Source organism: Thauera phenylacetica B4P (assembly GCF_000310225.1).
In the GTDB taxonomy this organism is placed as follows: domain Bacteria; phylum Pseudomonadota; class Gammaproteobacteria; order Burkholderiales; family Rhodocyclaceae; genus Thauera; species Thauera phenylacetica.
Map to the genome: position 1 here is coordinate 1 of NZ_AMXF01000025.1, position 14,118 is coordinate 14,118.

The following is a 14,118-nucleotide window of genomic DNA, read 5'->3' on the forward strand; positions in this document are numbered from 1 at the left end:
CCGGCGCGCGACCCGGCCGTCCTGCCCGACCACCCACACGCCCGGCTGGCCCTGCGCGTCGGCAGCGACGGCGGCGAGCGGGACGCGGATCGTCGCGGTGGCCGCGGCCGCCTCACCCGCCTCCGCCGTCGGCTCCAGGCTCACCGCCATCCCGGGCAGCAGGTTCATGCCCGCCGGCACCGAGCGCACCGCCAGCACCACCGCGTAGGTCTGCGTCAGCGGGTCGGCCTCGGCGGCGAAGGACTTGAGCTCGAGCGCGAGCGCCCGGCCGGGCGCGGCGCGGTCGCTGGCGCTGGTGCTGGCTCCGTCGCTGGCGCTGGCGCGGTCACCGTCGCTGGCACCATCCCCCGCGATGGCGCGGCCACGCCCGATCGCGCGCTCCGCGTCGCCGGCGTGCTCGCCCTCCAGGAACGCGACCGCGCCCTGCTGCGGCCGCATGCGGCGCACCAGGCGCTCGGGCACGTTCACCACCACCTCCAGCGCGCCCAGGTCCTGCAGCTCGGCGATCGGCTGCTTGGCCTGCACGTTGGTGAAGGGCTCGATGCGGCGGCGCGTGATCACGCCCGCGAAGGGCGCCTTGATCACGGTGTCGGCGAGGTCGCGCTCGGCCGCGGCGAGGCTGGTGCGCGCGGCCTCCAGGCGGGCGCGGCGGTCGTCCACCTCGGCGCGCGCCACCGCCTGCTCGCCGTCCCACAGGCGCTGGTAGCGCGCGAGGTCGTTCTTCGCGCGCTCGAACTCGGCGCGCGCCGCGTCCAGGCGCGAGCGGTAGATGCGGTCGTCCAGGCGCACGACCCCCTCCCCCGCCTTCACCCGCCGCCCCTCCTCCAGGCTGAATTGATCCACGAAGCCGGGCACGTCGAACGACAGCTCCGCGCGCTTGGCCGCCCGCACCCGCCCCGGCAGGCGCAAGGCCTCGCTCGCCGCGGCCTCACCCACGGTGACGATCAGCGCCGGACGCGTCGTCTCGGCCACCGCGGCGGGCGCGGGCGGCTCGCTGCAGGCGGCGAGGGTCAGTCCCAGCAGCCCGGCGAAGAGCGCGGTGGGGGTGTTCATTTCCGGTGACTCCATGGATGGCGGATCGCGCCGCGACGCCCGCGCGGGACGGCGCGACGCGGCGCTGCAGCTGCGCGGGCGAGGGCAAGCACGAGCGCGCCGGCGAGCTTAATCCGGCGCGCGGGCTTCGTGTCTGCGGACGCCCCATTTTGGGCCAACCCTGCGCCTGAGCATCGCGCTTCGCGTTGACGCAGGACTCGGGGCGGTCTATCGGCCCGGCTACTGCGCCGGAGGGATCTGCTCGAGCAGGCGGCTGCGGATGGCGGCGTCCATCGCCAGCTCGATCTGGTAGAGGCGCAGCGTCTGCGTCGGCGAGAGCACCTCCCCCGCCTTGCGAATCATGCGCTGGCGCGCGTCCAGCTTCGCCTGCTCGAGCTCGAGCGAGCGCGCGAGCGACGCCCGCGCAGTCGGGTCGTCGATCCAGCCCGCGTTGAGCTGGCGCGCGTACTCGGCCAGGTTGTCGAGCTGACGATCACGCATCACCACGATGTCCATCAGGTAGGACTGATAGATCGGCCAGAAGCGCTTCGCGCTGCGCTCGTCGAGCTTCATCTTGCCGCTGACCTCGATCACGCGCCGCAGGTCGACGTCCTTGAACTGCTCGCGGATCAGGCCGATCGCTGCGTCCTCCTCGGGCGTCGCAGCGTGGGCAGGGTCGCTGAACGCCAATGCAGCCCACAGCGCGACGGCGGCGAGTGCATGGAAGCGAAGTCCGGATCGTATCGAGCGCCCCCAGCCGGCTTCGAAAGCGCACCAGGCCGGGGCGAGGCGGCCGGGCCTCACGAGGCGTTCCCCATCGGCAGCATCACGCTCGCATGCACAAAGCGGTCGTTGAAGTAGATACCGTCGATACGCCGCGCCACCTCGGTCGCGGGTCCGGCCGGAAGGTCCATGTCGACGATGAACCAGGGGCGCTCCGGATCGCCCTCGTAGATCGGCTCGATCCCGAGCACGGGGCCAAAATGGCCCATGCGCTCGCTCAATCTTTCAAGGTCGGTTTCGGGGCTCAGCCCCGAGAGGATCAGCTTCATCGACAGTCTCCGATGGTCGGGTTTGCACTGCGTCCAAAAGGGCTTGAAGGATAGTTCGGAGATCGCGACAATCGGGCTCGAACGGCCCATTTTGGGCCGGACTGTCACGGGGAGACCTGGATGGACGACTTCGACCGGCGCTTCGAGAAGAGCTTCTCGATGGTGGCTTTCGCGACCAATCGCCACCTCGTCGATCACATGCGGCGGCTGATCACGCTGCTCGACATGGATGCCGACAGCGCCATGCTGTGGGGCCTGGTCGCGCACCTCAGCGTCGCCCACGCGATGCATCCCGGGGCGCTGCCCTCCGACCTCCTCGCCCCCGACGGCTTCATGCTCGGCGAGGCCCGCCCGGTCCGCCTCGCCGATGTCGTGCAGGTGTCGGGGCTGCCCAAGGAGACCGTTCGCCGCAAGCTGGAGAAGCTGCGCGAGCGCGGCAAGCTCGGTCGCACCGAGGACGGGCGCTGGGTCGCGCTGCGCAGCGGCGTCGACGCGACCACCTACGAGTTCACCCGCGAGTCGGTCAAGCGCCTGCTGCAGACCGCCCGGGTGATCGAGAACATCCTGCAGCACGCGCGCCTGGACTGAACCGATGCGCGCGCTGGATCAAGGCCGCACCGACGCGGCGGGGGTGGATTCGACGCTCACCCTCGCCTGGACGAGGCGCAGGGCCAGCCGGCGCCAGTGGCGTTCGGGCAGGTGGGCGTACAGCCACAGCTCGGCGGGGCGCCACATCGCCACCCACGCGAAGATGTTCAGGCTCTCGCGCACCCCGTTCAAGAGCTTGCCGGCGTCCTCGGGGATCGCCTGCGAGCAGGCGAGCAACACCACCACGCAGAGCAGCCCGACCGCGGTCGACACCCGCGCGAAACGGAAGATGTCACGGATCTGCAGCGCGTGACGCTGCGCGACGCGGGCGAAATGCGTGTGCACCCGCGTCGCGATGGCGTCGGCGCATGCCGCGTCGGCGAATGCCACGTCGGCGTCAGGCGCCACGAAGCGGATCGCCAGCGGCGCGCGCTCGTCGGCCGCGCGCGCCTGTGCGAGGAGCTCCTCGGCGATGCCCGCCGGCAGCGTCCCGCGGGGCGCATCGCCATCGGGGGCGGTCAGGGAACGGATGCAATCCAGGGAGACGCAAAGCACATGACAAGCCTTGTCCATGCAAACGCCCTCCCGCACGCGCCCGAGTGATCACACGCGCATGATCGCGCGCGGCGCCCGCGCCCGGGGTGGCCTTGTCTCATTTCGGGCCGCGGCGTTACCTCAATCGCCGCTTTCGCGCCTGCCGGCGCTCCTACATGAACCGGCGCGGCTCGGCGCGTTGCGGCGGTCGACACCGCCCTGCGGGGTGCGTCAGCCGACTCCGCCCGGCGGGTTGCATGAACCGACTCCGCCCGGCGGGTTGCATGAACCGACTCCGCCCGGCGGGTTGTAGGAGCGGCGGCAGCCGCGAATTCGGCGGTCGGATGTTCGACCGCCCGGGGCTTATGCGCCGCTTTCGCGCCTGCCGGCGCTCCTACATGAACCGACGCGGCTCGGCGCGTTGCGGCGGTCGACACCGCCCTGCGGGGTGCGTCAACCGACTCCGCCCGGCGGATTGTAGGAGCGGCGGCAGCCGCGAATGCGGCGGTCGGATGCTCGACCGCCCGGGGGGTCTCATGCGCCGCATTCGCGCCTGCCGGCGCTCCTACATGAACCGACGCGGCTCGGCGCGTTGCGGCGGTCGACACCGCCCTGCGGGGTGCGTCAACCGACGCCGCCCGGCGGGTTGTAGGAGCGGCGGCAGCCGCGAATGCGGCGGTCGGATGCTCGACCGCCCGGGGGGTCTTATGCGCTGCTTTCGCGCCTGCCGGCGCTCCTGCATGAACCGACGCGGCTCGGCGCGTTGCGAGGGATCGACACCGCCCGGCGCCAGCCGCACTCAGCCGCAGTGCCCGCCCGAGCAACATCCTCCCGCGGCGACCGGTTGGGCGAGCCCGGCCCAGCGGGCGAGCTCGTTGCGGGTGGGATGGCGGCCGGCGACGGCCAGTTCGCCGTCGACCAGGGCCAGCGGCAGCGCGTCGTAGCCGGAGCGCTCGACGAAGTCCTCGACGACCGCGTTGCGGGCGAACTCGTCGGGCTGCTCGGCGAAGCTGAAGCGCTCGATGTGCGCGCCCTGCTCCTTCGCCCACGCCACATCGGCCGCGAAATCGACCGCCGCCTCGTCCGGGAACGCGCCGCTGCCGCCCTGCGAAAGCTCGAAGATCTGGATGTTTCTCATTTTCTGTCTCCTGCACCCCCCAAGCTGGCGGAGTCGATGTAAAGGTCGTTCTCTTCGGCCGCCTGCGGCGCCGAAGCACCAAATCTAATCGCGCACGGCATCCCTGCCAAGCGGGTGAACCTGGGCAATCACATGAAGGCACCATGGGAGTGGGGCTTGCCCGCAACGAGCACCGACAGGGACCCTTTGCGCAGACAAGCCCGCTACCACGAGCACCGTTCGAGCCGGCCATCCCGTTCGTGCGATCGCCCCGGCGGGTGGGCGAGATCGGCCCCCTTCTCGGGCGGCCCGACGGTCATCACATCTTCGCCAGCTCTGCAATCCGGTGCGCCTTGCCCTCCCCAAGCGCAGCCAGCTCCGCCTCGTCGATCAGGCCTCGACGCAGCAGCCCCGCGAACACGAAGACCAAGACCGAATAGCGGAAATCGTAACGCTCGTCGAGCTCGAGCCGCTTCTGCTCGGCCTCCCGAAGCAGCGCCCAGAGCGCGTCGGGGGTCTCGATCGTGGCGGCGCTCGCCTTGAAGCGGGCGATGTAGTCCGTCATCTCGCGCTCGAGCGCGACGTCGAACAAGCTCCGGGCGGCCTTCTTCTCGGCCTGGGTCCATTTGAGTTCGTGCATGCTGATTCCAGTCGTGATTCGGGGCTCGATTCACGCCCCTGCCCCACAAGGGGCTTCGCGAGATCCGTGATGGTGATGGATCTCGATCGTCGAATGGACGATCTCCTCGTGCACCGCCAGGCGCGCGCGCACCGCGTCGGGGGTGAGCGCGGCATCGCGTGTAACCACCGCGATGGCGCACGAGTAGGCCTCCTTGCCGACGCGCCAGACGTGCAGGTCGGTGATCCGCGTGTCGCCCGCCTGCGGGCCGGATTCGACCACTTCGCGGATCTCGGCGACGACCGGGTGGTCCATCTCGCGATCGAGCAGCACCCTTCCCGTCTCGACCAGCAGGCCCTTCGCCCAGAGGGCGACCAGCACCGCGCCGACGATGCCCATCACCGGGTCGAGCCAGGACCAGCCGTAGATCCATCCGCCGACGAGTGCCACGATGGCCAGCACCGAGGTGGCCGCGTCGGCGATGACGTGGAGGTAGGCGGACTTGAGGTTGAGGTCGTGATGGGGGTGGTCGTGGCCGTGATGGGGATGATCGTGCCCATGTCCGTGCGGGTGCCCGTGCCCGTGGTGGTGATCGTGCCCATGATGGTGCGCCTTGCCCAGGATCAGCGCGCACACGAGGTTGACCGCCAGGCCCAGGATGGCGACCGCGATCGCCTCCCGGTACTGGATGGCTTGCGGCGACACGATGCGCTCGATCGAGCCGACGACCATCATCGCCGCCACGCCGAGCAGGAAGATGGCGCTGGCGAAGCCGCCCAGGATCTCGATCTTCCAGGTGCCGAAGGCGAAGCGCCGGTCCTGCGCGTAGCGCCGGGCGGCGGCGTAGGCCAGCGCGGACACCCCGATCGCGAAGGCGTGCGAGCTCATGTGCCAGCCGTCGGCCAGCAGCGCCATCGAGTTGAACCACCAGCCGGCGGTGATCTCGACGACCATCGCCGCAGCGGTGATCCACATCACCACCCAGGTGCTGCGCTCGGCGAGCGCGTTGCCCGTATCGAAGACGTGGTCGTGCGTCCACGCGGACAGGTTGTCGGTATGCATGGCAAGGCTCACTTGAGGTAGGTGCGCAGGACGCCGATCAACTCGTCGGCGCCCTTTGTGCGCTCGGCGGCGTCGGTGATCGCCGGGTCGGCGATGTGGGTGCGGACGTGCTCCTCGAGCACCTCGGCCATCAGCCCGTTGGTGGCGCCGCGCACTGCAGCGATCTGGTGGAGGATCTCGGCGCATTCCTTCCCGGCCTCGAGCGCGCGCTCGAGCGCCTCGACCTGGCCGCGGATACGACGGACGCGGGCCAGCAGCTTGGCCTTGTCACGGATGGTATGGCTCACATCGACACCCTCGATAAGATAGGGGGGTATGGTATTCGATGCGGCGCACATCGGCCACCCCAGTCCTGTTCGAATGGGGATTCAATCGCCCGGACGCGCTTCCGGACATCGACAGACATGGAGGCGAGTGAATCCAGCTTCGGCCGGAACGCCGGCGCGCGCAGTCGGTGCGCGACTGCAGTGTTAATGCCATTAACACCACGCCTCCTTTCCATTCACAAATCTCCAGCCGGCGTTAACACCCGATCCCTATGATCGGGATGTGGTTCTTGTACCGGACGCTTCCATGCCCGAGCCGACCCCGCGCCGCGCGCGCATCGCATCGGGCCCTGTCCGGGAAACGCATCGACGCGGAGATCGAGACATGAACAATCAAGCAAGCGGGCATTCCGCCCCATCGGGTGTGCAGGCCCCCGGGCGTCCTGGCGAGTGGCGCAGGTTCCTGCTGCTCGCCTTCATCGGCCTGCCCACCACCATGGTGCTGGCGATCGCGGCCTACGGCTTCGTGGTCTGGTTCCTGCAGATCCTCTTCTTCGGCCCTCCGTCCTGACTCCGCCACGCGCAAGCATCGGCCTCGCGGCATGCACCGCCCGGCCTGGAATCGGACAACCCGCAGGAGCATCCCAATGAAAAATCTGCTTCGGTCCCTCAGGGACCTCTTCCTCAAGCCCGCCGTGCGCATCGGCCTCGGCGTGCTGGTCACCGGCGGCTTCATCGCCGGCGTGCTGGCCTGGCAGGGCTTCAACACCGCCATGGAAGCCACCAACAAGGAAGAGTTCTGCCTGAGCTGCCACACCATGCACGACAACCTGCTGCCCGAGCTGCAGAAGACGGTGCACTGGAACAACCGCACCGGCGTGCGCGCGCGCTGCCCGGACTGCCACGTGCCGCACGACTTCACCGACAAGGTGGCGCGCAAGATGCAGGCCAGCCGCGAGGTGCTGGGACAGCTGCTGGGCACCATCGACACCCGCGAGAAGTTCAAGGAGCACCGCATCGTGCTGGCGCAGCGCGAGTGGAAGCGCTTCTCGGCCAACGGCTCGAAGGAATGCCGCGCCTGCCACGACTACAAGGACATGGACTTCGACAAGATGCGCCCCGCCTCGCAGGTCGCGATGCGCAAGGCGGCCGAGCGCAACCAGAGCTGTGTCGACTGCCACAAGGGCGTCGCCCACCAGCTCCCCGAGATGAAGGGCGCACGCAACCCGGCCTTCGACACCCTGGTGTCGTCCGCTTCCGGCCAGAGCGTCGATACGGGCAAGGACTACTTCCTGGTCGTGCCGCAGGAACTGTTCGCCGACGAAGGCATGACGAAGCGCATCGGCGCGATCGAGGTCGCCACCCAGGTGAAGGTGCTCGAGACCAAGGGCGACGCGCAGCGCGTCGAGCTGGCCCTGTGGCGCAAGAACAAGGGCTATGGCCGCGTCTGGTACAGCCACTTCGGCCTCAACATCACCAGCGCCATCCTCGACAAGGAAATCGCCCAGGACACGAGCTTCGTGAAGGTGCTCGACACCAAGGAGGACCCGATGACCGGTCTCGAATGGCAGCAGGTCACCGCCACCGCGTGGATGCGCAAGGGCAGCGTGCTCGAGAGCGTCGAACCGGTGTGGTCGATCGCCCGCGCCAGCTACAACAGCAGCTGCAGCGTGTGCCACCGCCAGCCCGAGGAAGCGCACTTCGACGCCAACACCTGGCCCGGCCTCTTCGGCGGCATGGTCGGCTTCACCAGCATGGACGACGACACCGCCCGCGTGGTGCTCAAGTACCTCCAGACCCATTCGTCCGATTTCAGCACGTCGCACGGCGCCGGCTCGCCCGATTCCGCCCTGCAGACCGCGCGTCCCTGATCAGGAGTTGAATACCATGAACTACTCTCGGCGAGGTTTCCTCAAGGCCATGGCGGCAATGTCGGGCAGCGCGCTGGTCGCGCCCGGCCTGCTCACCAGCCGGTCCGCCCTGGCGGCCGGCGAGGCGGCGGCGGTCAGCGACGACATCACCACCTGGAAAATCTCCGGCTCGCACTTCGGCGCCATCCGCGCCAAGGTGGTCGGCGACCGCGTGGTCGATATCCGCCCCTTCGAGCACGACAAGCATCCGACCGAAATGATCAATGGCCTGCTCGGTCTGATCTACAGCCCGTCCCGCGTGCGCTACCCGATGGTGCGCCTGGACTGGTACCGCAAGCGCCACCTCAGCGACACCAGCCAGCGCGGCGACAACCGCTTCGTGCGCGTGAGCTGGGACGAGGCGCTCGACCTGTTCTACGAAGAGCTCGAGCGCGTGCAGAAGGACTACGGCCCGTGGGCGCTGCACACCGCCGGCGTGGGCTGGCGCTCGGTCGGCCAGGTGCATAGCTGCGGCAACCACATGGTGCGCGGCATCGGCATGCACGGCCGCAGCGTGGGCACCATCGGCGACTACTCGACCGGCGCCGGGCAGATGATCCTGCCCTACGTGCTCGGCTCGACCGAGGTGTATTCGCAAGGCACCTCGTGGGACGTGATCCTCAAGGAGAGCAAGCTGGTCGTGTTCTGGGCCAACGACCCGGTCAAGAACCTGCAGGTGGGCTGGAACACCGAGACCCACGAGTCCTACGCCTACTTTGAACAACTCAAGCAAAAGGTCGCCGACAAGTCGATCCAGGTTATCTGCATCGACCCGGTCAAGAGCAAGACGCTGAACTACCTCGGCGCCGCCGAGCATCAGTACATCAACCCGATGACCGACGTGCCGCTGATGCTCGCCATCGCGCACACGCTGGTGAAGGAAGGCCTGCACGACCAGAAATTCCTCGACACCTACACGCTGGGTTTCGACCGCTTCCTGCCCTACCTCGAAGGCAAGATCGAAGACGAGGTCGAGAAGACGCCCGAGTGGGCCGAGCAGATCTGCGGCGTGCCGGCAGAGCGCATCCGCGAACTCGCCCGCCTGATGGCCAAGCACCGCACCCAGCTCATCTTCGGCTGGTCGGTGCAGCGCCAGCAGCACGGCGAGCAGCCTTACTGGATGGGCGCGGTGCTCGCCGCCATGCTCGGCCAGATCGGCCTGCCCGGCGGCGGCATCAGCTACGCGCACCACTACAGCTCGGTGGGCGTGTCCTCGTCGGGCGCGGCCATGCCCGGCGCCTTCCCGCTCAACCTCGACCCCGGCCGCAAGCCCAGGCACGACAACACCGACTTCAAGGGCTACAGCGCCGTGGTGCCGATCGCGCGCGTCATCGACGCCCTGCTCGAGCCGGGCAAGGAGATCGACTTCAACGGTGGCAAGGTCAAGCTGCCGCCCTACAAGATGGCGATCTTCAGCGGCTGCAACCAGTGGCACCGCCAGCCCCAGCGCAATCGCATGAAGGAGGCCTGGCAAAAGCTGGAGACCGTGGTCGCCATCGACTACAACTGGACCGCCACCTGCCGCTTCGCCGACATCGTGCTGCCGGCGTGCACGCCCTTCGAGCGCAACGACCTCGACGGCTACGGCTCGTACAGCAACCGCGGCATCATCGCGATGCAGAAGCTCATCGACCCGCTGTTCCACTCGCGTCCCGACTTCGAGATCTTCCGCGGCCTCACCCGGCGCTTCAACCGCGACGCCGAATACACCCGCGGCATGGACGAGATGCAGTGGGTCGAGAAGATCTACGAGGACTGCCGCAAGGAGAACGGCCTCAAGGACATCGCCATGCCGCCGTTCGCCGAGTTCTGGAAGCAGGGCTACGTGCTGTTCCCCGAAGGCAAGCCCTGGGTGCGCCACGCCGACTTCCGCGACGACGCCGAGGTCAACGCCCTCGGCACGCCGTCGGGCTTCATCGAGATCTTCAGCCGCAAGATCGACCGCTACGGCTACGCCGACTGCAAGGGCCACCCGGTGTGGATGGAAAAGACCGAGCGCTCGCACGGCGGCCCCGGCTCCGACCGCTTCCCGCTGTGGCTGCAATCGGTGCACCCGGACAAGCGCCTGCACTCGCAACTGTGCGAATCCGAGCCGCTGCGCGAGACCTACGCCATCGCCGGGCGCGAGCCGGTCTTCATCGGCCCCGAGGACGCCGCCGCGCGCGGCATCCAGCACGGCGACCTGGTGCGGGTGTTCAACGACCGCGGCCAGTTGCTGGCCGGCGCGCACGTGTCGGACAACTTCCCGCGCGGCGTGGTGCGCATCCAGGAAGGCGCCTGGTACGGCCCGACCGGGCCGGAGATCGGCGCCCTCGACACCTACGGCGACCCCAACACGCTGACGCTGGACATCGGCACCTCCAGCCTCGCGCAGGCCACCAGCGCCAACACCTGCCTGGTGCAGATCGAGAAGTTCGTCGGCACCGCGCCGGCGGTGACGTCCTTCGGCGGGCCGATCGAGGTCGATCCGCAAGGGCGGGAGGTGAAGGCGTGATGGACAAGCATGCGCAAACCGGCGCGGTTGCAGCGCCCGGCGCGGCCGACGTCGCCGACGCCGCGCCCCTCTCCCCCGCGGAGTGGCAGTTCGCCAGCACGCAGCGCGCTGGACTGTACGGCTGGTTCGCCCGGCTGTACGCCGAGGAGGTCTCCGAGCAGATGTTCCGCAGCCACTTCGCCGACAAGGGCTTCGCCCCCTTCGCGGGGCTGGCCGAGCTCGGCCTCGAGGCCGAGGCGCAACGCCTCGACGCGGCCATCGCCACCCTGCGCGCCGAGCAACTGCCGCGCCTGGAACTGGCCGCCGACTTCGCCCAGCTCTTCCTGCTCGACGGCAAGACCAGCGCCCTGCCCTATGCCTCGGCCTACGCAGGCACCGACAGCGCCTCGCCGCTCTTCGGCGCGGCCGAGGCGCGCATGCGCGACTTCCTCGCCGCAAGCGGGTTGAGCATCCAGGCCGACTTCCGCGAACCCGCCGACCACCTCGCCGTGCCACTGGCGTTGATGGCGGAGCTGGCCGGGGCGGCGTCGAGCACAGAGGACATCCCCACCGCCGCCGCGACCCAGGCGGACTTCCTGCGCACCGCCGTGCTCGACTGGCTGCCGCGATTCGTCGAGCGCTGCCAGCAGGCCCTGCCGCGCTTCGACGTCTACCCGGCGCTGGCGGCCTTGCTGCTCGGGTTCGTGCGCGCAGACTTGGCGTTTCTGGAGGATGTGGGCGGGACTGCGGCAGTCTCCTGAATCGCGCCACCCCAGGCAGGGGCAGCGATCACGCCGCCCGCTGCCGCCTGCGCGATTCCCACCCGAGGCAGGCCAGCCCGACCACCTTCGGAATCGGCCGGCTTCCGGTGCGGTAGTGCGCGATCATGCGCCTGGTCATGCCGAGCGATTCGGCTGCGCTCGCAAGCGACAGGCCATTGCGCTGCATCCAGTCGTTGAACTCGCTGGCCGTCGGCAGGCCGGCCTGCCGGCGGGACAGTTCGTACAGCCGGTCGGCGCCCAGACCCAGCCCGTCCGGCCAATCCAGCCCGTGCCCCCACTCGTCACGCGTCATGCGTGCGAAGAAGTCCGGGGTGCGCAGCGCATCGAAGGGCGGCTGGGCGAGATCGGACAGGTCGACCGGCAAGGTTTCGCCCGTGCTCCAGCCGATCTCGAGCTTCAGATCGCCCGTCACACGGGCTGTTTCGATGCGGGGGGGCGTCTTCATGGATTGAGCCTCCGGTATTCGTCCAAGTACTTCGCCTTGTTTGCGCGGATGTCCGCCAGCGCGGCGACCAGCCGCTTCAGTGGCTGCACCCCGCCCGCCAACACTTCGCCCGTCTCGATCGCAACCGACACACGGCTTCCATCGCGAGAGATCACATGAACGTGAGGAGCCCCATGCTCCATGCCGTTGATGCGGATCCGCCAATCGCCCACGATGTCGTAGTTGGTCATCGCCAGAATAGTGAAATGGTTACACTTGATCAAGAGCCGATCAAATTGCCATCAGCATATCTCATGGCAACTTTCATCAAGACGAAAACGTGCTGAGGGACAGTCTTCGCGATCAACTCCAAAGAGCCGCTGACCTCCCACTTCCGAGTTCCCACTGCTTGTTGCATCGCAGCAATTCAGCTAATCTTCAGCCTCTTTGCGCGACGTGTGTCTACCCTCCGCTCGAGCTACGAATACGCAACGCCCCCCAACGCACCGACAAGCGACCCATGTAAGCCTTGCCCCAGCCTGCGAGCTGCTCACCTCCTTCCCGCTCGCGCGAGGCTTGCTCCAACGCGTTCGCTTGATCCGTCCTTGCCGGACACCCCGCGCCATGACAAGGCGCCACCTGCGCATCTGCCGCGATGCGCGCGTTCTGGCATCGCGAAGCCCCTCGGGGGCTGCTTCCTTCATTGCGAACCCGTCTCGCCCGACTTCATCGCGTCCCTGCCCCGGGGCGCGCGCAACCTTGCTGGATCCATAACGACACATGAAATCCTTCCACCAGGACTGGCTCGCCAACGTCCGCAACGATCTGCTCGCCGGCCTCGTGGTCGCGCTGGCGCTGATTCCCGAGGCGATCGCGTTCTCGATCATCGCCGGCGTCGACCCCAAGGTCGGCCTCTACGCCTCCTTCTGCATCGCGGTGGTCATCGCCTTCACCGGCGGCCGCCCCGGCATGATCTCGGCCGCCACCGGCGCGATGGCGCTGGTGATGGTCACGCTGGTCAAGGAGCACGGCCTCGAATACCTGCTCGCAGCCACCATCCTCACCGGCGTGCTGCAGATCATCGCCGGCTGGATCCGGCTCGGGCGGCTGATGCGCTTCGTGTCGCGCTCGGTGGTCACCGGCTTCGTCAACGCGCTCGCCATCCTGATCTTCATGGCGCAGCTGCCCGAGCTCACCAACGTGACCTGGCACGTGTACGCGATGACCGCCGCCGGCCTGGGGATCATTTACCTCTTCCCCTACGTCACCAAGGCCATCCCCTCGCCGCTGGTCACCATCGTGGTGCTCACCGCGGTCGCCATCGTGCTCGACCTGGACATCCGCACCGTCGGCGACATGGGCGAGCTGCCCGACAGCCTGCCGGTGTTCCTGCTCCCGGACGTGCCGCTCAACCTGGAGACGCTGGCAATCATCTTCCCGTACTCGCTGACGCTGATGGTGGTGGGCCTGCTCGAGTCGCTGATGACCGCGACCATCGTCGACGACCTCACCGACACCACCAGCGACAAGAACCGCGAGTGCGTCGGCCAGGGCGTGGCCAACATCGCCAGCGGCTTCATCGGCGGCATGGCGGGCTGCGCGATGATCGGCCAGTCGGTGATCAACGTGAAATCCGGCGGCCGCGGCCGGCTGTCGACGCTGTCGGCGGGCCTCTTCCTGCTCGCGCTGCTGATGCTGGTGGGCGACTGGGTGGCGCAGATCCCGATGGCGGCGCTGGTGGCGGTGATGATCATGGTGTCGATCGGCACCTTCGACTGGAACTCGATCCGCAAGCTGCGCGAGAACCCGCCGAGTTCCAGCGTGGTGATGATCGCCACGGTCGCGGTCACAGTCGCCACCCACGATCTGGCGCAGGGCGTGCTGGTCGGCGTGCTGGCCTCGGGCTTCTTCTTCGCGCACAAGGTCGGCCGCATCCTGAACATGCGCTCCGCCGCCGAGGACGAAGGTCGCGTGCGCCGCTACACCGTCAGCGGGCAGGTCTTCTTTGCGTCGGCGGATGCCTTCGTCGCCGGCTTCGACTTCAAGGAGGTGATCGACAAGGTCGTCATCGACGTCTCGCGCGCTCACTTCTGGGACATCACCGCGGTCAGCGCGCTCGACAAGGCGGTGGTCAAGTTCCGCCGCGAAGGCACCGAGGTCGAGGTCGTCGGCCTCAACGAGGCCAGCGCGACGATGGTCGACAAGTTCGCCGTGCACGACAAGGACGGCGCCGACGACCTGCTGATGGGCCACTGAGGA

General features: G+C 68.5%; 16 protein-coding genes. 6 read left to right on the forward strand and 10 right to left on the reverse strand.

What is annotated here, in order from left to right:
- The 3 genes from C667_RS24305 to C667_RS05775 all read right to left on the reverse strand — a co-directional run.
- Positions 1-1,053 (reverse strand): efflux RND transporter periplasmic adaptor subunit (locus C667_RS24305; RefSeq protein WP_004358451.1); only part of this gene is annotated, 1,053 nt, incomplete at its 3' end.
- A 219-nt stretch (positions 1,054-1,272) separates the two neighbouring features.
- The gene (locus C667_RS05770) at positions 1,273-1,836 is read right to left on the reverse strand and encodes a hypothetical protein (protein ID WP_157302213.1); all 564 of its coding nucleotides are present in this window, start codon (positions 1,834-1,836) and stop codon (positions 1,273-1,275) included.
- Positions 1,833-2,084, reverse strand: coding sequence for an RNA-binding protein (locus C667_RS05775; protein WP_004358455.1), 252 nt, complete (start codon positions 2,082-2,084; stop codon positions 1,833-1,835). The genes C667_RS05770 and C667_RS05775 overlap by 4 nt, the downstream gene beginning before the upstream one ends.
- 120 nt (positions 2,085-2,204) lie before the next feature.
- Between C667_RS05775 and C667_RS05780 the strand changes: the two genes are divergently transcribed.
- Entirely contained in the window at positions 2,205-2,672 is a 468-nt protein-coding gene (locus C667_RS05780) for a hypothetical protein (protein WP_004358457.1), read from the forward strand.
- An 18-nt stretch (positions 2,673-2,690) separates the two neighbouring features.
- On the opposite strand, the gene C667_RS05785 is transcribed toward C667_RS05780, so the two are convergent.
- From C667_RS05785 to C667_RS05805, 5 genes are all read right to left on the reverse strand, one after another.
- A complete protein-coding gene (locus tag C667_RS05785) occupies positions 2,691-3,245 on the reverse strand; it encodes a hypothetical protein (RefSeq protein ID WP_004358459.1) in 555 nt (184 codons plus the stop codon).
- 760 nt (positions 3,246-4,005) lie between these two features.
- The gene (locus tag C667_RS05790) at positions 4,006-4,344 is read right to left on the reverse strand and encodes an arsenic metallochaperone ArsD family protein (protein ID WP_004358461.1); all 339 of its coding nucleotides are present in this window, start codon (positions 4,342-4,344) and stop codon (positions 4,006-4,008) included.
- 298 nt (positions 4,345-4,642) lie between these two features.
- Entirely contained in the window at positions 4,643-4,963 is a 321-nt protein-coding gene (gene frp, locus C667_RS05795; protein ID WP_004358463.1) for a fluorescence recovery protein, read from the reverse strand.
- 30 nt (positions 4,964-4,993) lie between these two features.
- Complete coding sequence (gene dmeF / locus C667_RS05800; protein ID WP_004358465.1) at positions 4,994-6,004, reverse strand: CDF family Co(II)/Ni(II) efflux transporter DmeF; 1,011 nt, start codon at positions 6,002-6,004, stop codon at positions 4,994-4,996.
- Between the two features lie 8 nt (positions 6,005-6,012).
- On the reverse strand, positions 6,013-6,291 hold the full coding sequence (locus C667_RS05805) for a metal/formaldehyde-sensitive transcriptional repressor (protein WP_004358467.1): 279 nt from the start codon (positions 6,289-6,291) through the stop codon (positions 6,013-6,015).
- Between the two features lie 364 nt (positions 6,292-6,655).
- On the opposite strand from C667_RS05805, the gene C667_RS05810 reads away from it, so the two are divergent.
- The 4 genes from C667_RS05810 to torD all read left to right on the forward strand — a co-directional run bounded on the left by C667_RS05810 (position 6,656) and on the right by torD (position 11,414).
- Entirely contained in the window at positions 6,656-6,841 is a 186-nt protein-coding gene (locus C667_RS05810) for a periplasmic nitrate reductase, NapE protein (protein ID WP_004358469.1), read from the forward strand.
- Between the two features lie 76 nt (positions 6,842-6,917).
- Positions 6,918-8,141, forward strand: a complete 1,224-nt coding sequence (gene torC, locus C667_RS05815) for a pentaheme c-type cytochrome TorC (protein WP_004358470.1) — start codon at positions 6,918-6,920, stop codon at positions 8,139-8,141.
- Between the two features lie 16 nt (positions 8,142-8,157).
- Positions 8,158-10,674 (forward strand): trimethylamine-N-oxide reductase TorA, encoded by a 2,517-nt coding sequence (gene torA / locus C667_RS05820; RefSeq protein ID WP_004358473.1) that lies wholly within the window; start codon positions 8,158-8,160, stop codon positions 10,672-10,674.
- On the forward strand, positions 10,674-11,414 hold the full coding sequence (gene torD, locus C667_RS05825) for a molecular chaperone TorD (RefSeq protein WP_004358475.1): 741 nt from the start codon (positions 10,674-10,676) through the stop codon (positions 11,412-11,414). The genes torA and torD overlap by 1 nt, the downstream gene beginning before the upstream one ends.
- A 28-nt stretch (positions 11,415-11,442) precedes the next feature.
- Here torD and C667_RS05830 read toward each other — a convergent pair whose 3' ends face one another.
- Together C667_RS05830 and C667_RS05835 are read right to left on the reverse strand one after the other, a co-directional pair.
- Complete coding sequence (locus C667_RS05830) at positions 11,443-11,880, reverse strand: DUF2442 domain-containing protein (protein ID WP_004358477.1); 438 nt, start codon at positions 11,878-11,880, stop codon at positions 11,443-11,445.
- Positions 11,877-12,110, reverse strand: a complete 234-nt coding sequence (locus tag C667_RS05835) for a DUF4160 domain-containing protein (protein ID WP_039920854.1) — start codon at positions 12,108-12,110, stop codon at positions 11,877-11,879. Before C667_RS05835 ends, C667_RS05830 begins: the two co-directional genes overlap by 4 nt.
- Positions 12,111-12,639: 529 nt before the next feature.
- Here C667_RS05835 and C667_RS05840 point away from each other — a divergent pair.
- Positions 12,640-14,115, forward strand: coding sequence for a SulP family inorganic anion transporter (locus tag C667_RS05840; protein ID WP_004358481.1), 1,476 nt, complete (start codon positions 12,640-12,642; stop codon positions 14,113-14,115).
- The last annotated feature ends 3 nt before the right edge of the window (positions 14,116-14,118 follow it).